The organism is Streptomyces sp. 130, from assembly GCF_007096885.1.
Lineage (GTDB): Bacteria > Actinomycetota > Actinomycetes > Streptomycetales > Streptomycetaceae > Streptomyces.
Map to the genome: position 1 here is coordinate 1 of NZ_VJNO01000027.1, position 20,468 is coordinate 20,468.

The following is a 20,468-nucleotide window of genomic DNA, read 5'->3' on the forward strand; positions in this document are numbered from 1 at the left end:
CCGCCGGCCGCGAGCGGCCGGCGGGCGCCCGGCCTGGCCGCGGGCCGGGCCCTGGGCCGTCGGTTCCTCGACGGGCGGCTGTGCGGGCGGCTGCGCGGCCGGCGCGGGCGCCGGGGTCTCGGCGGGGGGTGCCGGGGGCACCGGGCGGCTGCCGGGGGCGCCGAGCCGCGCGCGGGCGGCGAAGATCCAGTTCTCGGCCCGGGTGATCAGCGGCTCCACCCAGGGCAGGCCCAGCAGGATCAGCAGGCCCGCCGCCCAGCCGAGGAGCACGTCGCTCAGCCAGTGCGTACCGAGGTAGACCGTCGTCAGGCCGACGCCGAGCGAGACGATGGCGGACATGGCCGACAGATAGCGCCTGGCCCTCGGGGTGGCGGCCAGATAGGCGAGGATGCCCCAGGTCACGACGGCGTTGGCGGTGTGGCCGGAGGGAAATATATCGCCGCCGGCGAAGAGCTCGGCCGATCCGATCCTGGTCGCGTAGTGCGGGCCGAGCCGGCCGAGGCCGATCTTGACCGCGCCCACCGTCAGGTTGAGCAGCAGCAGCGAGGCGCCGAGCGTCAGCAGCGGACGCAGGGTGTGCTGCCGCCAGGAGCGCCAGCCGAGCCAGCAGGCGACCATGACCGCGGTGGGCCCGCGCTGGCCGAGGACCACGTAGTAGTCCAGGGCGGCGTGGATTTCGGGCCACTGCTGGTAGGGCCGGAAGAGCATGACCTTCCAGTCCAGGGCCACCAGCCAGGACGACATGAGCACGGCAATGACGATGGCCAGATAGAACGCCAACGTCCCGCCGAAGAGAGCGATGCGGTGACGGCTCATCCGCGGTGTCTCTATCTTCGGCGGTTCCGGCTCCCGGTCCAGCCGGGCGAAGATGTCGGTACGCACCCAATCGACGTTACAGGGAGTGAGTGGGCGCGCCTGTCGATCCGGGCGCTTTGTGATGACGATGTGATGTGGAGTATGTCTCAGCCGCCGGGTTTTTCTAGGTTGCCTGAATAACTCCCCTATTCTTTTCGGCCGATTATGCGATACCTGTTCGACAAGTAATTCGCTGACGCTTGCGAGAATTCCGAAGGGATCTCGAAGTGTGTTTGTCCGTAGCGTGGCGAAGCGGAACGGAGGGTGTCAGTCCGGTTACCGTACGGCTTCGGGTGGGGGGTCGTACGGTGCCGCCGGGCGGCGCGCGCAGTGGCGTACGCCACACCGAGGCGGGTCGGGCGGTATGAGATGGGCCACGTGTGGCCCAGCCGAACTCGCGTACGCTGACGGATCACTCGCCCGTCGACGCCGGGCCCGGACGCCGCGTCCCGTGGGCCCGCCGAGAGCGAGGGGACCATCTGGGAGGTAGATGCATGTCCGGGACGCCCACCGCCCGAATCCGCCCGCGCGCAGCCGCCGACGGTGCCAACCGCTGGGTCGTCCTGGTCGTCCTCTGCCTCAGTCTGCTGCTCGTCGCGCTCGACGCGACCGTGCTCCACGTCGCCGTCCCCGCCGTCTCCGAGGACCTGCGGCCCAGCGCCGCCGGACTGCTCTGGATCGTGGACGCCTACCCGCTCGTCTGCGCCTCGCTGCTGATCCTCTTCGGCACCCTCGGCGACCGGTTCGGACGCCGGCGCGTCCTGCTGCTCGGCTACGCCCTCTTCGGCGCCGCCTCGGCCGTCGCCGCCCTGGCCGGCAGCGCGGCGGTGCTCATCGCGGCGCGGGCCCTGCTCGGCGTCGGCGGGGCGATGATCATGCCCGCGACCCTCTCGATCCTGCGCCAGGTCTTCCCCGACCGGCGCGAACGGGCGGTGGCGATCGGCGTCTGGTCCGCCGTGGCCGCCGTCGGCGCCGCCACCGGGCCCGTCATCGGCGGCTTCCTCGTCGAGCACTTCTGGTGGGGCTCGGTCTTCCTGGTCAACATCCCGCTGATGGCGCTGATCCTCCCAGTCGGCCGGCTGCTGCTCCCCGAGTCCCGGGGCAACGACGACGGGCCCTGGGACGTGCTCGGCGCGCTGATGGCCGCCGCCGGGGTGCTCGGGGTGGTCCTCGGCGTGAAGCGGGCCGGCACCGGTGAGGACGTGGCCGGCCTCGCGACCCTGCTGCCGCTGCTGCTCGGCGCCGTCCTGCTGGTCGCCTTCGTGCGCCGCCAGAAACGGCGCACCCACCCGCTGATCGACATCGGCATGTTCGCCCGGCCCGCCTTCTCGACCGCCGTCGGCTGCATCGTCCTGGCCATGCTCGCCCTGGTCGGCCTCGAGCTCGTCGCCGTCCAGTACCTCCAGCTCGTCCTGGGCCTCAGCCCCCTGGAGACCGGCCTCAGGCTGCTGCCGCTCACCTTCGCCGCGATGGCCGCCGGCGCCACCGGCTCCCACACGCTGCGCCGGATCGGGCCGCGCCGGATGGTCGGCTGGGGCTTCGTCGTGACGGCCGCCTCGGTGCTGACGCTCACCGTGATGGGCCGGGACGACCGGCCCGCCCTGCTGGCCGTCGCCTTCGTGGCCCTGGGCTTCGGCCTCCAGACGACGCTGTTCGGCGCCTACGAGTCGATGCTCAGCGAGGCCCCCGCCGACCGGGCGGGCGGGGCGGCGGCCATCGGGGAGACCTCCTACCAGCTGGGCGCCGGCATGGGGATAGCGCTCCTCGGCAGCGTGATGAACGCCGCCTATACGCCCGGCCTCGCGGGCCTGCGGGCCGACGGCGTCCCCGCGTCCGCAGCCGCCGGGGCCGCCCACTCGCTCGGCGAGGCCTACCAGGAGGCCACGCACCTGGGCGGGCCGCTCGGCGCGGTGCTGCGCACCACGGCCCGGGACGCCTTCATCGCCGGGCTGCACGTGACCCTGCTGGTCAGCGCGGGGCTCCTGCTGCTCGGGGCGCTGGCCGCGCTGCGGCTGCCCCGGGCGATGGAGTGCGCCCCGAAGCTCTGCGAGCCCCGGGAGCCGGTGGAGCGCCCGGACGCGCCGGCGCGCGAGGCCGTGGACCGGCCGGACGCGCCGCCGCGGGTGCCGGCGCGGCGCCGGCCGGGCGGGGCGGCGGGCGCCGGGCACCCTGGACGTCCGGCACACCGGGTCGTAACGTCGGCCCGGCACCGTAACTAACGCTGCTAGTTTTCGAGCACCCCGCCGGAGGCACCCCCTCATGTCCACCGCCCCGTCCTCGCCGCCCCCGCCCTTCGACCCCCGCGATCCGATCGGCGTCGACGACCTGCTGAGCCCCGAGGACCTCGCCATCCGCGACACCGTCCGCACCTGGGCCGCCGACCGCGTCCTGCCGCACATCGCCGAGTGGTACGAGAACGGCGAGCTGCCCGGCATCCGTGAGCTGGCCCGCGAACTGGGCGCCCTCGGCGCGCTCGGCATGTCGCTCCAGGGCTACGGCTGCGCCGGTGCGACGGCCGTCCAGTACGGGCTGGCCTGCCTGGAGCTGGAGGCGGCCGACTCCGGCATCCGCTCGCTCGTCTCCGTACAGGGCTCCCTCGCGATGTACGCGATCCACCGCTACGGCTCCGAGGAGCAGAAGCGGCGGTGGCTGCCCGGCATGGCGGCGGGCGAGACCATCGGCTGCTTCGGCCTCACCGAGCCCGACCACGGATCGGACCCGGCCGCCATGCGCACGTACGCCAAGCGCGACGGCGAGGACTGGGTGCTCAACGGCCGCAAGATGTGGATCACCAACGGCTCGGTCGCCGGTGTCGCGGTCGTCTGGGCGCAGACCGACGAGGGCCCGGCCGGCACCGGCATCCGGGGCTTCGTGGTCCCGACGGACGCGCCGGGCTTCTCCGCCCCCGAGATCCGGCACAAGTGGTCGCTGCGCGCCTCGGTCACCAGCGAACTGATCCTGGACGAGGTGCGGCTGCCCGCCGACGCCGTCCTGCCCGGGGTCACCGGGCTGCGCGGACCGCTCAGCTGCCTGAGCCACGCCCGCTACGGCATCGTCTGGGGCGCCATGGGCGCGGCCCGGTCCAGCTTCGAGGCGGCCGTCGACTACGCGCGCACCCGGGAGCAGTTCGGGAAGCCGATCGGAGGTTTCCAGCTCACCCAGGCCAAGCTGGCCGACATGGCGGTCGAGCTGCACAAGGGCATCCTGCTCGCCCACCACCTGGGCCGGCGGATGGACGCCGGGCGGCTGCGCCCGGAGCAGGTGAGTTTCGGGAAGCTGAACAACGTGCGGGAGGCCATCGAGATCTGCCGCACCTCGCGCACGATCCTCGGTGCCAACGGGATCTCGCTGGAGTACCCGGTGATGCGGCACGCGACCAACCTGGAGTCGGTGCTCACCTACGAGGGGACCGTGGAGATGCACCAGCTGGTGCTGGGGAAGGCGCTCACCGGCCTGGACGCGTTCCGATGAGCGCCCGGAGGGCGGTCAGCTCTGGTTGAAGAAGCCGTCGGCCGGCCGGCCGACGGCTTCGCCGTTCATCACCTGGGTGTCGGCGGGGGTCAGCAGGAAGACGCGGGTGGCGACGCGGTCGATCGACCCGCGCAGTCCGAAGATCAGGCCCGCGGCGAAGTCCACCACGCGCTTGGCGTCGGCGGAGTCCATGGAGGTGAGGTTCATGATCACCGGGACACCGTCCCGGAAGAGCTCGCCGATGGCCCGGGCGTCCCGGAAGCTGTCCGGGGTGACGGTGGCGATCCGGCGGCCCGTCTCCTCGGCGGACTCGGAGGCCACCCGCACCCGGGGATCGGTCACCCACGCCTGACCGGTGCCGGTCCGTGCACCCTCGGCGTACTCGTCGTCCTCGTAGTACCGCTCGTCGTTGTCCTCTACGAGGCCCAGCCAGGCACTCGCCTTGCGCACCGATCCCATGGACGCCTCCTCTCACCGCGGTTCCTTGGTGTTCCGCATCTCTTTCGTATCCCTATGGTCGTCCATGATGCGGATCGTGCGCCAAGTGGATAGGCGGCGCGCAGGGCATTCGTGACGGTACTGGTGCACATGATGTGGCGATTCGTCAGCTTTCGCCCCGGTAAAGGGTGCTGAAGAAAGAAAATATGATCTCCGGGCCGTACGGGTGACATGGGGGGCGTACGGGTGAACGGGACGCTGGGTACGATGCCGTCGCGTCCGCGCCCGAGCGCGGCGCACACCGCGAACGAAACCCGGGGGACGGCCGTGTTCGGAATAGTCAGGCCCTGTACGCACCGCCTCTCCGAGAGGCTCAGGACCGAGTGGATGGCCCACCTCTGCGGGCTCTGTCTGGCGCTCCGCTCCGACCACGGGCAGTTCGCCCGGGTCGTCACCAACTACGACGGCCTGATCGTCTCGGTCCTGACGGAGGCTCAGGCCGAACGCACCCCCGCACAGCGCCGGACGGCCGGGCCCTGCCCGCTGCGCTCCATGCGCACCGCGCCCGTCGCGCGCGGCGAGGGTGCCCGGCTGGCCGCCGCCGTCTCGCTGGTGCTGGCCTCGGCGAAGGTGCGGGACCACGTCGCCGACCGGGACGGCCTGTTGGCGCGCCGCCCGGTCGCCGCGGCGGCCCGCCGCGTCGCGGCGGGCTGGGACCGGGCCGGGGCGCGCACCGGTGCCCAGCTCGGCTTCGACACCGCCGTCCTGGTCGACGCGGTCGACCGGCAGACCGGCATCGAGCTCCTCGCGGGCCCCGGCACCCCGCTGCTGACGGTCACCGAGCCCACCGAGACCGCCACCGCCGCGGCCTTCGCGCACACCGCCGTCCTCGCGGGCAAGCCGGAGAACGCCGAACCGCTCGCCGAGGCCGGACGCCTCTTCGGGCGCCTCGCGCACCTGCTGGACGCGGTGGAGGACCAGGAGGCCGACGCGGCGTCGGGAGCCTGGAACCCGCTCACCGCGACCGGCACCTCGCGCGCGGAGGCCCGGCGGCTGTGCGACGACGCGCTGAGGGGCGTACGGCTGGCGCTGGCGGACGCGGAGTTCACCGATGGCCGGCTCGCCCATGTGCTGCTGACCCACGAACTGCGGCGCTCGGTGGACCGGGCCTTCGCCACGGACGTCTGCTCGCACCGCGCGGGCGGACCGCCGGCCGCCTCCGGCGAACCGTCAGGAACGGCGCCCGCGGGCTCGTTCGGGCCGCCGCCGGGCAACCCGTACGCGCCCACCGGACCGGGCGGGCCCGCCGGGCCCCGGCCGCCCGAGCCGCCGCGCGACCGGCGCGGTCTCGTCATGGGCTGCCTGGTGTGGGCGGGGCTCGCCTGCACCTGCCAGATGTGCTGTGGCACCTTCGAGGACCCCTGGTCTCGTCAGCGGCGCGAAGGGCTGTGCAGCCAGTGCGACTGCGGGGACTGCTGTGACGGCTGCGAGGCGTGCAGCAACTGCTGCGACTGTTGCAGCTGCAGCGACGGCTGTGACTGCGGGTGCGACTGCTGAGGCGGTGTCACCCGCGGGACCCGGTGCCGCGTGGTGGCCGCGTCACGGGATCGCCGCCCCCCGTATGGAAGGGTTGACCACCATGAGCACGCACGCACAGCAGCAGGCAGCGCGGGACTGGGAGCGCTGGCGCGAGGAGCGGACCGCCGCGGTCGCGGCGCCGTACGGTCCGCTGTCCCTCACCGGGACCCACTGGCTCGCGGATTACCTGGAGGGGCGAATTCCGGCCGTCCCGGGCCGGTGGCGCGAGGTGGACGGCGCGTTGGCGCTGGACGCCGTCCCGGAGGACCGGCTGACCGTCGACGGGAAGCCCTTCGCCGGCGAGGTCCGGCTCGGCGCCGACCGGGGTCCGGTCGACGCCTCCCGGGTCGCGCACGAGGGGCGCAGGCTCGTCGTGCTCAGCCGGGAGGGCCTGTGGGCGGTCCGGGTCTTCGACCCCGAATCGCCGGCGCGGCGCGCGTTCCGGGCGATCGACGCGACCCCGTACGAGCCACGCTGGGCGGTGCCGGGCACCTTCCGCCCGTACCCGGACGCGCGCTCCGTCCGGGTCGAGAACGCCGACGGTGTCGAACGCGGACTCGGGCTCGCCGGGGAGATCGCCTTCGAGCTGGACGGGGCCGGGCACACGCTCCGGGTCGCCGTCGAGCCGGACGGTTCGCTCTGGGCCGTCTTCGCCGACGCCACCAGCGGGAACGGCAGCTACCGCTTCCGTTTCCTGCGGCCCGCCGCGCCGGACGCCGACGGCGCGGTGACCGTCGACTTCAACCGCTCACTGCTGCCGCCGTGCGCCTTCGCTGACCACTTCATCTGCCCCTTCCCGCCGCCGGGCAACACCCTTCCGGTGGCCGTGGCCGCGGGGGAGCGGAACCGGGTCGACGGCTGAGGCGGCTGCCGGGCTCAGGCCAAAAGGCGCCCTTGCGCCAGAAGTTGACGCCTTGAATACTCCCGAGCAGCGCTTGTCAGGAGCACGGCGTATCCGGAATGCGGACGGATCGCCGGGCACCTGACTGCGCCTCACGGGCCCGACCACCCCACAGGCGGGCCCCCGATTCCCCTCGGGAGGAATGACAGTGAGGATCAAGCGCACCACCCCCCTCAGCGGTACCGCCAGACGCACTCGGGCCATCGCCATCGCGGCGGGCCTGGTGGCCGTAGGCGCCCTGGCCGCCCCCACCGCCCAGGCCAGCTCCAGCGGAACGTACAGCGCCAACCAGCTCGCCGCCGCCAGTGACGCCGTGCTCGGCGCCGACATCGCGGGTACCGCGTGGAGCGTCGACCAGAAGACCGGGAAGGTCGTGGTCACGGTCGACAGCACGGTCTCCGCGGCGGAGATCAAGCAGATCAAGGACTCCGCGGGCGGCAACGCGGGCGCCCTGCGCATCGAGCGCACCCCGGGCAAGTTCAACAAGCTGCTCTCCGGCGGCGACGCGATCTACGCCCCCGGCTGGCGCTGTTCCCTCGGGTTCAACGTCCACAGCGGCAGCACGTACTACTTCCTGACCGCCGGTCACTGCACCGACGGCAACCCGCCCTGGTACACCAACTCCTCGAACAGCACCTACATAGGCCCGACGGTCGGCTCCAGCTTCCCGGGCAACGACTACGGAATCGTGCGCTACGACAACACCGCGCTCGCCCACCCGGGCACGGTCGGCAGCGTCACCATCACGGGCGCGGCCAACGCGACGGTCGGCATGTCCGTGACCCGCCGGGGCTCCACGACCGGCACCCACAGCGGCACCGTCACCGGGCTCAACGCCACGGTCAACTACGGCAACGGCGATGTCGTCTACGGCATGATCAAGACCAACGTGTGCGCCGAGGGCGGCGACTCGGGCGGTCCGCTCTACTCCGGCAGCAAGGCCATCGGCCTGACCTCCGGCGGCAGCGGCAACTGCAGCTCCGGCGGTACGACGTTCTTCCAGCCGGTCACCGAGGCGCTGAGCGCGTACGGCGTCAGCCTGAACTGACGTCCGGTCCCGTACGGACGCATGGCCCCCGGTTCGCCGGGGGCCATGCGCGCGAGAGGGGCGGGACGCCGGTCAGCCGCCGGCCGCGCCCGCCCCGGCCGGTGCCACGCCGAAGATGTCCACCGCGTGGTAGTACGTCCAGGCCGTGGCGTCGCACGAGGTCCGCGTGGCGCCCGAGTAGGCGGCGCACACGCGCTTGAGGTCCGCGTAGAGGGCGCTGTCGAGCCGGGCCTTGTTGGCGGAGAACGTACCCGCGGCCTTGTAGTTGCGGTACCCGAAGTCGTGGCGGGCGCAGGCCGTCTGGAACGGGAAGCCGAAGGGGTTGTCGGGCGAGGTGCTGCAGTAGTCCGTCGACCAGTCGAAGCCGTACGCGGACCACGCGCCCTTGTTGTTGCGGGCGGAGTTCCACGCGTTGTAGCTGGCGGCGCTCGTCTGCGTCCAGGAGCTGAGGACCTGGGGCTTGTCCGCGGGGGCCGCCGAGGCGGAGGCGGTGGGCAGCAGGGCGAGCGGGAGTGACATCCCGAGGGCGGCGAGCAGGGTGGCGATGCGTCGGCGCATGGACAACCTCCGTGGGGCGAGGGGCGGTTGGAGCGGCTCACGGGTGCGCGAGTCGCTCCAGGATGCCGCCATGCACCTGTCACGCCTAGGGGCGTGCGGTGGCTGTTCGGCGCTGTGCGCCGTGCGGGGTACGCGTCAGCGGGCGTGCCGCCGTCCCAGCAGGCGGGCCTGCTCCCTCTTCAGTTCGGCGAAGCCCTTGCGCGCGTACGCGGCTATCTCCTGACTGGGGAACGGTACGACCGAGAGGTGCTGTTCATGGCTGCCCCGCGACCACCGGGCGGCCGTGATCTCGTAACCCGAGACATGGGCGCACAGCTGGAGCAGGAAGGGTGGCATCGCCGGCTCGCTCAGGAGGTCGGCGTGGGCGAGGACCAGATCGCGCATGGCCCGGATGTTCGGGAGGAAGACGGTCGTGACCCACAGCCGCCACTCGGCGAGCTCCTCCTCGGTGGGCGGTGTCCCGTGGTCGAAGGGGGACCTGCCGCCGGGGCGGGCGTTGCGTTCCAGGAACGCGGCGAAGATGCGGCTGTTGGCCTCGGTGAGGGCGAACAGAGGGCCGTAGAACTCGCCGAGCTGGCGGTTCACCCGGGCGAGGCGTTCCTGGCGCTGCGCGAGGCGCAGCCCGTTGAGATAGGTGAGGGCGTAGCCGGCGAACGTGAGCCCGATGGTGACGGCCAGTGTGATCATGGGGGCCGATGTTAACGGGGGGACGCCTCCGTCGCCGCCGGCCGGTCAGGCCTCCGCCGCATCGCCGTCAGCAGGGTCCCCGCCGTGCCCGCCACCGCCCACGCGGACAGCACCAGCAGGGGTCCGGTCACCGCGTTGCCGCGGAAGTACGCGATCGAGCGGGCCGTCCAGGTCGAGGCGCCCGGGGGCAGGGCGGGGCCGATCGCGCGCCAGAAGTCCGGGAGCATCGGGAGCGGGAAGGCGCCGCCCGCGCTCGGGTTGCCCGCGATGACCACGATCAGGACGGCCAGGCCGATGCCGACGATGCCGGTGAGCCCCTCCAGGGCGAGGGTGATCATGCCGACCGCGAAGACGGTCAGCGCGCCCAGGCCCGACAGCCCCCAGATGCTGCCGGGCAGGGCGCCGAGGACCGGGCCGATGATGAGCGCGCCGCCGATGCCGCCCGCGATCGCGTACAGCGCCATGACCCCGGTACGGATCAGCGCGCGCTGCCGGTTGGCGGGGCGGGTGCCCGCGCTGATCGCCAGGATCGAGGCGCACAGATAGCCGCCGACGCACCAGCCCACCGCCAGGTAGAACGCGGACAGCCCGTCGAAGTCCTGACGGGAGGCGGGGGCCACGTCGACGGCGCGCACGGTGCGCCGCTGGGCGGCCTCCGCCTCCTTGACGATCTTCGTCAGCGAGGTGGCCAGGACGGTGCCCCCGCCGGAGGCGACCAGCACGGTGTCCTTCGTGCCCCGGGGGTCCACGATCAGGGCCCCGTCGATCTCGCGGTCCAGGATCTGCCGGCGGGCGGTGGCCTCGTCGGAGACCGTACGCGGATCGAGCGGGCCGCCCGGGAGGCCGTCCAGCTCGGCGACGAGCCGGGCGGACGCCTGCTGGGGCGCGACGACGCCGAAGGGGACGTCCGTCGGCTTCGGGTGGTGCAGCGCCCCGATGTAGGACGCGATGAAGAGCAGCTGGAGCGCCAGCACCCCGATGACGAGCAGAGCGGCCCGGGGAGTGACGGCGTTCCTCACCTCGTCGGCGAAAGTCATGCCCCCCACGCTCCGGGCTGCTCCCCGCGCGCGCAGTCGGGACGCGGCCGAACGGCGGAAGGGGAGGGGTGCGTGACCGGGGGAGAGGGGCGGGCGCGGAGTATCGTACGAGTGTTCGAAACTTGGTTTATGGTGGAGAGCGAGGGGGTGGGCAGCGCGTACGAATCGGTTCAGGAGGTGCAGGTGCCAGGGTTCACGCATCTGCGTACCGCCTCCGGGTTCTCCCTGCGGTACGGGGCCTCGCACCCGGAGCGGCTGGCGGAGCGCGCCGCCGAGCGCGGCCTGGACGCCCTCGCGCTGACCGATCGCGACTCCCTGGCCGGGGCGGTCCGGTTCGCCCGGGCCTGCGAGCGGGCACGGGTGCGCCCGCTGTTCGGGGCGGACCTCGCGGTGGGACCGGGACCGGGCCGGGCGGACGGGCCCGCCCGGCGCCCCCGCACCCCCGCCCGGGGAGGTGTCTTCGTCGATGAATCGGCACCCCGGGTCACCTTCCTCGCCCGCGACGGCGCCCTGGGCTGGGCCGAGCTGTGCCGTCTGGTCACCGCCGCCCACGCCGCCGTCCCCGAGGGCGGCCGGCCCCTGGTCGACCGGTCCGCCCTGCCCGCCGAAGGGCTGACCGTGCTGCTCGGCCCCGCCTCCGACGTGGGCCGGGCGCTGTCGGCGGGCCGCCCCGACCTGGCCGCCGCCCTCCTCGCCCCCTGGCGTGAGCTGTACGGGGACGGACTGCGCCTCGAAGCCGTCCACCACGGGCGGACCGGCACCGGGCCCGGTTCGCTGCGGCTCGCCGCCCGTACCGTCGGCCTCGCCGCCGAGCAGGGCGTGCGGGCCGTGCTGACCAACGCCGTCCGGTACGCCGACCCGGGGCAGGGACCGGTCGCCGACGTGCTCGACGCCGCCCGCCGGCTCGTCCCCGTCGACCCGCGCCGGGCCCCGCTCGACAGCGGTGAGCGCTGGCTGAAGGACGCCCGCGCGATGGCGGAGACCGCCGAGCGGATCACCGCCGCCGCCGGACTCGGCGCCGGTGCCGGGGCGCGGCTCCTCGCGGAGACCCGGCACACCGCGGAGGCGTGCGTGGTGGACCCCGGGGGCGACATCGGCATCGGCTCCGTCCGCTTCCCGGAGCCCGGCCTCGTCGGCGCGCACCGGCGCACCGCCCAGCGGGTGCTGGCCTCCCGCGCCGCCGCCGGCATGGTGCTGCACGGCTACGACCGCAGGCCCGAGTACTGGGACCGGATGCACCACGAGCTGGACATCATCGCCCACCACAACTTCGCCTCGTACTTCCTGACGGTCGCCCAGGTGGTGGACGACGTACGCGCGATGAAGGTGCGGGTGGCCGCCCGGGGCTCCGGGGCCGGTTCGCTGGTCAACCACCTGCTGGGCATCGCCCACGCCGACCCGGTCGAGCACGGGCTGCTGATGGAGCGCTTCCTGTCCAAGCGCCGCTTCGTGCTGCCCGACATCGACATCGACGTCGAGTCGGCCCGCCGCCTCGACGTCTACCGTGCGATCATCGACCGCTTCGGCGCCGAGCGGGTCGCCACCGTCGCCATGCCCGAGACCTACCGGGTGCGCCACGCCATCCGCGACGTCGGCGCCGCGCTCTCCATGAACCCGGCCGAGACCGACCGGCTCGCCAAGGCGTTCCCGCACATCCGGGCCCGCGACGCCCGCGCGGCCATGGAGGAACTGCCCGAACTGCGCGAGGTCGCGAGGACCAAGGAGACGTACGGGAGGCTGTGGGAGCTGGTGGAGGCGCTGGACGCGCTGCCGCGCGGCGTCGCCATGCACCCGTGCGGGGTCCTCCTCTCGGACGCCTCGCTGCTGCGCCGCACCCCCGTCGTGCCCACCAGCGGCGAGGCCTTCCCCATGTCCCAGTTCGACAAGGACGACGTGGAGCACCTGGGGCTGCTCAAGCTGGACGTGCTGGGCGTACGGATGCAGTCGGCGATGGCGCACGCGGTCGCCGAGGTGAAGCGGGCCTCGGGGCGCGAGGTGGACCTGGACGCCGTGGAGCCGGGCGACCCGCGTACGTACCAGCTGATCAGGACGGCCGAGACGCTGGGCTGCTTCCAGATCGAGTCACCGGGCCAGCGGGACCTGGTCGGCAGGCTCCAGCCGGAGAACTTCCACGATCTGGTGGTCGACATCTCGCTGTTCCGGCCGGGCCCGGTCTCCGCCGACATGGTCCGCCCGTTCATCGAGGCCCGGCACGGCCGGGCGCCGGTCCGCTATCCGCACCCCGACCTGGAGGGCCCGCTGCGCGAGACGTACGGCGTGGTGGTCTTCCACGAGCAGGTCATCCAGATCGTCGACATCATGACCGGCTGCGGCCGTGACGAGGCCGACCGGGTCAGGCGCGGGCTCTCCGACCCCGAATCGCAGGCCCGGATCAGGGTCTGGTTCGCCCAGCACGCGGCGGCGCGGAAGTACGACGCGGAGGTGATCGCCCGCGCCTGGGAGATCGTCGAGGCGTTCGGCAGCTACGGCTTCTGCAAGGCGCACGCGGTGGCCTTCGCCGTGCCCACGTACCAGTCGGCCTGGCTGAAGGCGCACCACCCGGCCGCCTTCTACGCCGGGCTGCTCACCCACGACCCCGGGATGTACCCGAAGCGGCTGCTGCTCGCCGACGCCCGGCGACGCGGGGTGCCCGTGCTGCCGCTGGACGTGAACCGGTCGGCGGCGGCCCATCGAATCGAACTGGTGTCTGATGAGGGGGGTGAGGGGGAGCGCTGGGGGCTGCGGCTCGCGCTCTCGGACGTGCACGGGATCAGCGAGGCCGAGGTCGCCCGGATCGAGGCCGGCCAGCCCTACGGCTCGCTGCTCGACTTCTGGCAGCGGGCCCGCCCGGGAAAGCCGGCCGCCGAACGGCTGGCCCAGGTCGGCGCGCTGGACGCGTTCGGCGCCAACCGCCGCGACCTGCTGCTCCACCTGTCCGAACTGCACCGGGCCCAGCGCGGCCCGGGCTCCGGCGCGCAGCTCCCGCTCGGCGGCGGGCACCGCACCGCCTCCGTCGGTCTGCCCGACCTCAACGAGGCGGAACGGCTCAGCGCCGAACTGGGTGTGCTGAGCATGGACGTCTCGCGCCATCTGATGAGCGATCACCACGCCTTCCTCAAGGAGCTCGGCGCGGTCTCGGCCAAGCGGCTGCGGGAGGCGCGGCACGGGGAGACCGTGCTGGTCGCGGGCGCCAAGGCGGCGACCCAGACCCCGCCCGTCCGCTCCGGGCGCCGGGTCGTCTTCACCACCCTGGACGACGGTACGGGCCTGGTCGACCTGGCCTTCTTCGACGACAGCCACGCCGCCTGCGCGCACACCGTCTTCCACTCCTGGCTGCTGCTGGTGCGCGGAGTGGTGCAGCGACGCGGGGCGCGCAGCCTGAGCGTGGTCGGCGCGGCCGCCTGGAACCTGGCGGAGCTGGCCGAGCTGCGGCGCACCGGCGGACTCGACGCGGTCGCGGAGCGGCTGGCGCGGGTGCCCGAGCCGGAGGGCGGGGCCCCGGAAGGGCCGGAGCCGGCCGGTGAGGGCGGGCGTCGCATCCGGATGCCCACCGGTTACGAGATGAACCCCTGGGCGGACCTCAAGCCGCCCGGCGAGGGGCTGCCCACCGGAAGGAAGCTGTGGCACCAGAGCCCGGGGAGCGCGGGATGACCGGGGTGCCGGCCGGGCAGCCCGGCGTCCTCTGCCTGCGGTTTCGCCGGGTCGGCGGCGGCCCCCCGGACGCCGCCGGGTACGCGGGGCTGCTCGCCCTGCTCGATACGTTCACCCCGGTCGTGGAGGCGGCCCCGCCCGACGGGGCGCTCGCCGATGTGCGCGGCGCGCTCCGCTACTTCGGGCGGGACGTGCGGGGCCTGGCCTCGGTGTTCCGGGTCCGCGCGCTGGCCCTGCACGGGGTGGACTGCGCGATCGGGGCCGCCCCGAATCCGATGCTGGCCCGGATGGCGCTGCGGCAGGCCGCGCCCGGGACGACCTTCGTGGTGCCCGCAGACGGGGTGGCCGCCTTCCTCGCGGACCGGCCGGCCGCCGCGCTGGACGGCGTCGGGGCGGCGACGGCCCGGACGCTGTGCGGGTACGGGCTCGACTCCGTCGGCCGGATCGCGGCGGCCCCGCTCGGCACCCTGCAACGGATCACCGGCGCGCGGACCGGGCGCGACCTGTGGGAGCGGGCGCGCGGCATCGACCGCACCGCCGTCCGGCCGAACGCCGCCGCCCGCTCGGTCGCCGCCGAGCGCACCTTCCCGCGCGACGAGCTGGACCCGGAGCGGCAGCGCCGCGCGCTCATGTCGCTCACCGAGGAGCTGGGGGCGCGGATGCGCGGCGAGGGGCAGGTGTGCCGCGCGCTCGCGGTCTCCGTGCGCTACGCCGACCGCACCGGTTACTCGACGCTGACCCGGAGCCGTACCCTCCGCGAACCCACCGCGCACTCCGCGGAGCTCACCGCGCTCGCGTACCGCATCCACGACTCCTTCGGCCTGCAACGGGCCCGGGTCCGGGGGGTCGGGCTGCGCGCGGAGGGGCTGGGCGAGGCCGGGCGGGCGGCCCGGCAGCTGAGCCTCGACCCGGTGGACGAGCGGGCGCGGCGGATCGAGGCGGTCGCGGACCGGCTGCGGGAGCGGTACGGCCCCCGCGCCGTGATGCCGGGGCGGCTGGCGGCCTGAACGGCGCGCGGGGCCGCGCGGGCCCGGACGGCTCGGGGGTTGCTTGTGTTACCCGGGCGTTCCGGGGGCTGCTTGCGCGACCTGGGCGGCTTGGGGGCCGCTTGCGTAACCCGGGCGTTCCGGGGGCTGCTTGCGCGACCTGGGTGGCTTGGGGGCCGCTTGCGTAACCCGGCTGTTCCGGGGGCTGCTTGCGCGACCCGGGCGTCTCGGGGGCCGCTCGCGCGACCCGGGCGTCTCGGGGGCCGCTCGCGCGAGGAGAGTCAGGGACGGGGCGTTGTCAGTGGCGGCTGGCACGATCGGATCATGAAGACGAACGACTGGGACTCCCTCGCCGGCACCTTCGACCAGGAGGCCGACCACGGGCTGCTCGACCCGGTGGTCCGCGCCGCCTGGGCGCGGCGGCTGGCGAGCTGGCTGCCCGCCGGGCCGTCCGACGTGCTCGACCTCGGCTGCGGTACGGGGAGCCTGTCCCTGCTCGCGGCCGGCCTGGGCCACCGGCTCACCGGTGTGGACAGTTCGCCGCGCATGGTGGAGCGGGCCCGCGCCAAGCTGGCCGGCACGGGCGCCGAGGTGTTGGTGGGCGATGCGGCCCGGCCGCCCGTCGGCGACCGGAAGTTCGACGTGGTCCTCGCCCGGCACGTGGTGTGGCTGCTGCCCGACCCGGCGGCCGTCCTGCGCCACTGGGCCGGGCTCCTGCGCCCCGGCGGCAGGCTGGTCCTGGTGGAGGGCGTGTGGAACGGCACCGGAATCCCCGCCGACCGCCTCACGGCGCTGCTCGCCCCGCTCACCGAGCGCGTCCACCACGAACGCCTCTCCGGCGACCGCGACCTGTGGGGCAAGGACGTGGACGACGAGCGGTACGCGCTGGTGGCCCCCGTGCGCGGGACACGCCGTCACACCGAGGTGGTCGACGTGCACCTGATCCTCCGTCGCGGCTCCGAGGTCCTGCTCGCCCGCCGGGCCGGCACGGGATACGCGGACGGCCTGCTGCACGCCCCGTCCGGCCATGTGGAGGACGGCGAGGACGTGCGCGCCGCGGTGGTCCGGGAGGCGGCCGAGGAGACCGGCCTCGTCCTGGACCCGGCGGAGCTGCGCGTGGCGCTGGTCATGCAGCACCGCGGCCCGGGCGGCGATCCGCGCACGGGCTGGTTCTTCGAGGCGGCGTACGACCCCGCGCGGCCCCCGTACAACCGCGAACCCGACAAGTGCTCCGAGCTCGCCTGGCATCCGCTGGACGCCCTCCCCGACGACATGGTCGCGTACTGCCGCGCGGCCCTCGACGGCTACCGGGCCGGGGAGCGCTTCCTGGTCCACTGGCACGAGGACGGCGACCCGATCGCGTACGAACCGGGCGGCGAGCGGCGGGCGGTGGCGCTGCCGGTGAGCGGCGCCCGCACCGGGCGGGTCCACCACATCGAGCTGTGGGTGCCCGACCTGGCGGCGGCCACACCGGGCTGGGGCTGGCTCCTCGGCGAGCTGGGCCACGTCCCGTACCAGGAGTGGGAGCACGGGCGCAGCTGGCGGCGCGGGGACGGCTATGTGGTGATCGAGCAGTCGCCCGACCTGGCCCCCGGGGCGCACGAACGGCGGCGCCCCGGTCTCAACCACCTGGCGTTCCACGTCGAGGACCGGGCCGCCCTGGACGCGCTGGTGGCCCGGGCCCCGGACCACGGCTGGCGGCTGCTCTTCCCGGACCGCCATCCGCACGCGGGCGGCGAGGACCGCGTGGCCGCCTACCTGGAGGACGCGGCGGGGTACGAGGTGGAGCTGGTGGTGCGCTGAGGGGCCCGGGCGGTCAGGCCAGCAGCGGGGCCAGACCCTCCGGGGAGCGGGCCAGCCTCTCCAGCTCGTCCAGGGCCGCCGCCGCTGCCGCCGCGGCCTCCGGGTCGCGGCCGGCCAGGCCGCTCGCGGCGAACTCGTCCTCGTCCAGGCGCAGGATCTCCGAGCGGTCGGCCGGCACCCACAGGTCGAGGTCCAGGTCCTCCACGACCAGTTCGCCGTCCCGGAGCACCGCCGGGCGGGTCACGTCGCAGTACCAGCCCTTGAGTTCGCCCGAGCCGGTGCGGACCTCCTTCACCGCGAACCAGGCGTTCCGCCAGTAGTGCTCGGTGAAGACGTCGCCCGGCTCGAAGCGGACGAAGCCGAAGTCCCGGACGCCCGGGGCGGCCCAGGGGGCCCGGACCGTGATCCGGGTCCCGTCGTCGGCGACCGGGACCGCCGGATACCTGATCTTGGTCTTCCCGGCCTTGACCAGGACGACGGTCAGGCCGGCGTCAGCCGAGCCTGCGGACATGGCGCACCTCCGTGGCACAGATCTCGTAGCCGAACCAGCGGTTGATCGCCAGCATCGGCCCGTTCCCGGCGTCGTTCCCGGTGTAGGCGTCGGTGTAGCCGGCGGCGCGCGCCCGGTGCAGCGAGTCGTTCTTCGCGAGCTTGGCGAGGCCGCGGCCCCGGTGCGCCCGGCGGGTGCCCGTCATCGCCGAGCCGTAGCGGCTCACCCCGTCGGTCCGGGCGGCGCTGAAGGCCGCCACCTCGCCGCCGGCCACCACGACCGAGGTGAGGCCGTGGTCGAGACCGGGCGCCCGCCAGATCTCGGCGAGCCACTCCTCGTAGTCCCCGAGCCGGGCAGGCGTGTCGCTGGGCTCGTCCGCCGTGGCCTCGGCGTCCGCCTCGAAGAGCGGGCGCGGATCGTCGGCGAAGTCGGCGCCCGTCCGCAGCTCCACCCCGGGCGGCAGCTCCTGACGCGGCGGCAGCGAGCCGTTCGCCAGGTCCAGCCGGAGGAAGTGGGCCGGCCGGCTCGGCGTGTAGCCGTGCTTCGCGGCGAACGCCCGGTCGCCGGGCGTGTCCAGGACCCAGGTGTAGACCGACGTCGCCCCCGCCAGGGCCAGATACTCCTCGGCGGTCCGCAGCAGCAGCGTCCCCGCGCCCCGGCCGGTCCGCTCCGGATGGGTGTAGGGATTGCAGAACGCCAGTCCCGGCTCCGGGCTCTCGTGGGCCAGGCCCACCTGCGCCGTCCCGATGATCTCGCCGTCCTCCTCGGCGACCAGCATCCGGTACCGCCGGGCCGCCGGGGCCCCGGCGAGATCGGACACGGCCTGCTCCGGCGTGGTGATCATGTACGGGAGGGCGGCGCGCCGCACCCGCACCCACCCCTCGGCGTCGGCGGGCCGGAAGTCGCGTACGAGGACAGTCATGCGCCGGACGCTAGCCGCGCCCCGGCCCCGCCCGCCTCCCATTTTCCGCCGGTGGGGGACAATCGGCCCGTGACCCTGAAGATCACTGTGGACCCGGACTCCGGCATCGCCCCGTACGAGCAGCTGCGCACCCAGATCTCCGAACAGGCCCGCTCCGGCGTGCTGCCGGTCGGTCACCGGCTCCCGACGGTACGCGGCTTCGCCGGGGAACTGGGACTCGCCGCCAACACGGTCGCCAAGGCGTACCGGGCGCTGGAGGCGGACGGCGTCATCGAGACCCGCGGCCGCAACGGCACGTTCGTCGCCGCCGCCGGTGACACCGCCGACCGCAACGCCGCCGCCGCGGCCCGCGCGTACGCCGAACAGGCCCGCCGCCTCGGCCTCTCCCGCGCCCGCACCCTGGAACTCGCCCAGGACGCGGTGCGCGCCGTCTTCGCGGACTGAGTACGGCCCCGGCGAGATCCCGGGCCGGCACGTGCGCCCCGTCCGCGAGTTGACGGGGCGTCCGGTCATGAGCGCGTCGGCAAAAGCTCACCCGTTCGACTTGGCATGAACACTTCCGGAAAGGGGGCCCGCGCTGCTACCACTGGGTAGGCAGAGATCCTGCCGGCCGCTCAAGGGAGATTCCGTGAAACTGTCCAGACTTGTGGCCTTCTCGTCCTCGCTCCTGCTCGGCGCCGTCATCGCCCTGACCGGGGCCGCCACCGCGAACGCCGCATCCTCCGTCGACTACGTCGCCCTCGGGGACTCGTACTCCTCCGGCGTCGGCTCCGGGAGTTACATCAGCTCCAGCGGGGACTGCAAGCGCAGCACCCTCGCCTACCCCTCCCTCTGGGCCTCCGCCCACTCGCCCGCGTCCTTCTCCTTCACCGCCTGCTCCGGGGCGCGTACCGGCGATGTGATCGCCGGTCAGCTCGGGCCGCTCAACTCCTCCACCGACCTCGTCTCGATCTCCATCGGCGGCAACGACGCGGGCTTCTCCGACGTCATGACGACCTGTGTCCTCCAGTCGGAGACCACCTGCCTCAACCGCATCGCCACCGCCCGCAGCTACGTGGACACCACGCTGCCCGGCAAGCTGGACTCGGTGTACGACGCGATCGAGGCCAAGGCCCCCGCCGCCCATGTCGTCGTCCTCGGCTACCCGCGCTTCTACAAGATCGGCGGCAGCTGCATCGTCGGACTGAGCGACAAGGTGCGCAGTGCCATCAACGGCGCCGCCGACTACCTCAACGCGGCCACCGCCAAGCGCGCCGCCGACCACGGCTTCAGCTTCGGCGACGTCACCAGCACCTTCGCCGGGCACGAGATCTGCTCCGGAAGCGCCTGGCTGCACAGCCTCAACTGGCTGAACATCGGCGAGTCGTACCACCCCTTCGCCGCCGGGCAGTCCGGTGGCTACCTGCCGGTCCTGAACGCCCTCGACTGAGCCCGCGGCGCGCCCCGGGCGGGGCGCGCCCGCCAACTCGCCCCGGACCCGGGCGGATTCACCGACGCTTCGTCAACCTCCGTATATGTGTGCGCAATCCCGCTCCCGGGATACACGAGTGTCGGTGGCAGGCGATAGGGTTAACCTGCCCGGGCCGAGTGCCCTCGTACGGGTGGGGAGTGACATGGAACAGATAACGGTGCGCAGCAGGGCGCGCGTACCTGCCATTACCTGCGGGAGCGGTGCGACGAGTTCGCGCCTCGACCGCCATCTCGCGGTGCTGGGCGGCCCGGTCGTGCCGCAGCGCGAGGCGGCGGAGGCGACACTGCTGATGCGCGAACTGACCTCGCGCGACGCCGGACACGCCCGGCGCAGCCGGAGCGCGCGGGTGTCGCTCTTCGCGCCACTGCGCCGGCTGCGGCGCTCGCTCTTCGGCAGCCGCCACTGACCCGATCGCGGTCCCGACTCCCGCAGCGCGCTGCTGCCCGCTCTTCCGTCATCCCCGGAGCCGGCAGTGGCGCGTCGCCATGTCCGCGCCCGGTCACACACCGTGTCCGACAGGCCCGCATGGGTACCGAGGTAATTCGATGCCGAACTACTTCTACACTGTGCCC

At 73.8% G+C, this 20,468-nt stretch carries 18 protein-coding genes; 11 read left to right on the forward strand and 7 right to left on the reverse strand.

Annotated elements, in window-relative coordinates:
* The coding region (locus tag FKN01_RS21775) for a phosphatase PAP2 family protein (RefSeq protein ID WP_143623182.1) at nucleotides 1-882 on the reverse strand (882 nt) is incomplete at its 3' end.
* A gap of 467 nt (nucleotides 883-1,349) precedes the next feature.
* Here FKN01_RS21775 and FKN01_RS21780 point away from each other — a divergent pair.
* Together FKN01_RS21780 and FKN01_RS21785 are read left to right on the forward strand one after the other, a co-directional pair.
* Nucleotides 1,350-3,074 (forward strand): MFS transporter, encoded by a 1,725-nt coding sequence (locus FKN01_RS21780; RefSeq protein WP_143623184.1) that lies wholly within the window; start codon nucleotides 1,350-1,352, stop codon nucleotides 3,072-3,074.
* 40 nt (nucleotides 3,075-3,114) lie between these two features.
* Nucleotides 3,115-4,326 (forward strand): acyl-CoA dehydrogenase family protein, encoded by a 1,212-nt coding sequence (locus FKN01_RS21785; RefSeq protein ID WP_143623186.1) that lies wholly within the window; start codon nucleotides 3,115-3,117, stop codon nucleotides 4,324-4,326.
* Between the two features lie 15 nt (nucleotides 4,327-4,341).
* Here FKN01_RS21785 and FKN01_RS21790 read toward each other — a convergent pair whose 3' ends face one another.
* On the reverse strand, nucleotides 4,342-4,785 hold the full coding sequence (locus FKN01_RS21790) for a cell division protein SepF (RefSeq protein WP_143623189.1): 444 nt from the start codon (nucleotides 4,783-4,785) through the stop codon (nucleotides 4,342-4,344).
* Between the two features lie 366 nt (nucleotides 4,786-5,151).
* On the opposite strand from FKN01_RS21790, the gene FKN01_RS21795 reads away from it, so the two are divergent.
* From FKN01_RS21795 to FKN01_RS21805, 3 genes are all read left to right on the forward strand, one after another.
* Nucleotides 5,152-6,321 (forward strand): DUF5685 family protein, encoded by a 1,170-nt coding sequence (locus FKN01_RS21795; RefSeq protein WP_143623191.1) that lies wholly within the window; start codon nucleotides 5,152-5,154, stop codon nucleotides 6,319-6,321.
* Nucleotides 6,322-6,403: 82 nt separating this feature from the next.
* Nucleotides 6,404-7,204 (forward strand): DUF1684 domain-containing protein, encoded by an 801-nt coding sequence (locus FKN01_RS21800; protein ID WP_143623193.1) that lies wholly within the window; start codon nucleotides 6,404-6,406, stop codon nucleotides 7,202-7,204.
* Between the two features lie 187 nt (nucleotides 7,205-7,391).
* The gene (locus FKN01_RS21805; protein ID WP_143623195.1) at nucleotides 7,392-8,291 is read left to right on the forward strand and encodes a S1 family peptidase; all 900 of its coding nucleotides are present in this window, start codon (nucleotides 7,392-7,394) and stop codon (nucleotides 8,289-8,291) included.
* A gap of 72 nt (nucleotides 8,292-8,363) precedes the next feature.
* On the opposite strand, the gene FKN01_RS21810 is transcribed toward FKN01_RS21805, so the two are convergent.
* From FKN01_RS21810 to FKN01_RS21820, 3 genes are all read right to left on the reverse strand, one after another.
* A complete protein-coding gene (locus FKN01_RS21810) occupies nucleotides 8,364-8,849 on the reverse strand; it encodes a phospholipase (protein WP_143623197.1) in 486 nt (161 codons plus the stop codon).
* A 135-nt stretch (nucleotides 8,850-8,984) separates the two neighbouring features.
* Nucleotides 8,985-9,536 (reverse strand): hypothetical protein, encoded by a 552-nt coding sequence (locus FKN01_RS21815; RefSeq protein ID WP_143623199.1) that lies wholly within the window; start codon nucleotides 9,534-9,536, stop codon nucleotides 8,985-8,987.
* An 11-nt stretch (nucleotides 9,537-9,547) separates the two neighbouring features.
* Nucleotides 9,548-10,573, reverse strand: a complete 1,026-nt coding sequence (locus tag FKN01_RS21820; RefSeq protein WP_143623201.1) for a DUF3533 domain-containing protein — start codon at nucleotides 10,571-10,573, stop codon at nucleotides 9,548-9,550.
* 129 nt (nucleotides 10,574-10,702) lie between these two features.
* Between FKN01_RS21820 and FKN01_RS21825 the strand changes: the two genes are divergently transcribed.
* From FKN01_RS21825 to FKN01_RS21835, 3 genes are all read left to right on the forward strand, one after another.
* On the forward strand, nucleotides 10,703-14,224 hold the full coding sequence (locus tag FKN01_RS21825; protein ID WP_185992936.1) for a DNA polymerase III subunit alpha: 3,522 nt from the start codon (nucleotides 10,703-10,705) through the stop codon (nucleotides 14,222-14,224).
* Complete coding sequence (locus FKN01_RS21830) at nucleotides 14,221-15,231, forward strand: DNA polymerase thumb domain-containing protein (protein WP_143623203.1); 1,011 nt, start codon at nucleotides 14,221-14,223, stop codon at nucleotides 15,229-15,231. The genes FKN01_RS21825 and FKN01_RS21830 overlap by 4 nt, the downstream gene beginning before the upstream one ends.
* A gap of 303 nt (nucleotides 15,232-15,534) precedes the next feature.
* The gene (locus tag FKN01_RS21835; protein WP_143623205.1) at nucleotides 15,535-17,013 is read left to right on the forward strand and encodes a trifunctional class I SAM-dependent methyltransferase/NUDIX hydrolase/VOC family protein; all 1,479 of its coding nucleotides are present in this window, start codon (nucleotides 15,535-15,537) and stop codon (nucleotides 17,011-17,013) included.
* Nucleotides 17,014-17,026: 13 nt separating this feature from the next.
* Here FKN01_RS21835 and FKN01_RS21840 read toward each other — a convergent pair whose 3' ends face one another.
* Nucleotides 17,027-17,524: a DUF402 domain-containing protein gene (locus FKN01_RS21840; protein ID WP_143623207.1), complete on the reverse strand. Its 498-nt coding sequence runs from the start codon at nucleotides 17,522-17,524 to the stop codon at nucleotides 17,027-17,029.
* The gene (locus FKN01_RS21845; RefSeq protein ID WP_143623209.1) at nucleotides 17,505-18,425 is read right to left on the reverse strand and encodes a GNAT family N-acetyltransferase; all 921 of its coding nucleotides are present in this window, start codon (nucleotides 18,423-18,425) and stop codon (nucleotides 17,505-17,507) included. Before FKN01_RS21845 ends, FKN01_RS21840 begins: the two co-directional genes overlap by 20 nt.
* Before the next feature lie 69 nt (nucleotides 18,426-18,494).
* Between FKN01_RS21845 and FKN01_RS21850 the strand changes: the two genes are divergently transcribed.
* The 3 genes from FKN01_RS21850 to FKN01_RS21860 all read left to right on the forward strand — a co-directional run bounded on the left by FKN01_RS21850 (nucleotide 18,495) and on the right by FKN01_RS21860 (nucleotide 20,302).
* Nucleotides 18,495-18,869, forward strand: a complete 375-nt coding sequence (locus FKN01_RS21850; protein ID WP_143623211.1) for a GntR family transcriptional regulator — start codon at nucleotides 18,495-18,497, stop codon at nucleotides 18,867-18,869.
* Nucleotides 18,870-19,071: 202 nt separating this feature from the next.
* Nucleotides 19,072-19,854 (forward strand): SGNH/GDSL hydrolase family protein, encoded by a 783-nt coding sequence (locus tag FKN01_RS21855; RefSeq protein WP_143623340.1) that lies wholly within the window; start codon nucleotides 19,072-19,074, stop codon nucleotides 19,852-19,854.
* 184 nt (nucleotides 19,855-20,038) lie between these two features.
* The gene (locus tag FKN01_RS21860; protein WP_143623213.1) at nucleotides 20,039-20,302 is read left to right on the forward strand and encodes a hypothetical protein; all 264 of its coding nucleotides are present in this window, start codon (nucleotides 20,039-20,041) and stop codon (nucleotides 20,300-20,302) included.
* Nucleotides 20,303-20,468 lie beyond the last annotated feature (166 nt).

Excerpts from the sequence above, each read along its gene's own strand:
- FKN01_RS21795 (WP_143623191.1), top strand. The coding sequence starts at position 5,152 with ATGGCCCACCTCTGCGGGCTCTGTCTGGCGCTCCGCTCCGACCACGGG.
- FKN01_RS21835 (WP_143623205.1), top strand. The coding sequence starts at position 15,535 with ATGAAGACGAACGACTGGGACTCCCTCGCCGGCACCTTCGACCAGGAG.
- FKN01_RS21820 (WP_143623201.1), bottom strand. The coding sequence starts at position 10,573 with ATGACTTTCGCCGACGAGGTGAGGAACGCCGTCACTCCCCGGGCCGCT.
- FKN01_RS21815 (WP_143623199.1), bottom strand. The coding sequence starts at position 9,536 with ATGATCACACTGGCCGTCACCATCGGGCTCACGTTCGCCGGCTACGCC.
- FKN01_RS21840 (WP_143623207.1), bottom strand. The coding sequence starts at position 17,524 with ATGTCCGCAGGCTCGGCTGACGCCGGCCTGACCGTCGTCCTGGTCAAG.
- FKN01_RS21790 (WP_143623189.1), bottom strand. The coding sequence starts at position 4,785 with ATGGGATCGGTGCGCAAGGCGAGTGCCTGGCTGGGCCTCGTAGAGGAC.
- FKN01_RS21845 (WP_143623209.1), bottom strand. The coding sequence starts at position 18,425 with ATGACTGTCCTCGTACGCGACTTCCGGCCCGCCGACGCCGAGGGGTGG.
- FKN01_RS21800 (WP_143623193.1), top strand. The coding sequence starts at position 6,404 with ATGAGCACGCACGCACAGCAGCAGGCAGCGCGGGACTGGGAGCGCTGG.
- FKN01_RS21860 (WP_143623213.1), top strand. The coding sequence starts at position 20,039 with ATGGAACAGATAACGGTGCGCAGCAGGGCGCGCGTACCTGCCATTACC.
- FKN01_RS21785 (WP_143623186.1), top strand. The coding sequence starts at position 3,115 with ATGTCCACCGCCCCGTCCTCGCCGCCCCCGCCCTTCGACCCCCGCGAT.
- FKN01_RS21830 (WP_143623203.1), top strand. The coding sequence starts at position 14,221 with ATGACCGGGGTGCCGGCCGGGCAGCCCGGCGTCCTCTGCCTGCGGTTT.
- FKN01_RS21780 (WP_143623184.1), top strand. The coding sequence starts at position 1,350 with ATGTCCGGGACGCCCACCGCCCGAATCCGCCCGCGCGCAGCCGCCGAC.
- FKN01_RS21810 (WP_143623197.1), bottom strand. The coding sequence starts at position 8,849 with ATGCGCCGACGCATCGCCACCCTGCTCGCCGCCCTCGGGATGTCACTC.
- FKN01_RS21825 (WP_185992936.1), top strand. The coding sequence starts at position 10,703 with ATGGTGGAGAGCGAGGGGGTGGGCAGCGCGTACGAATCGGTTCAGGAG.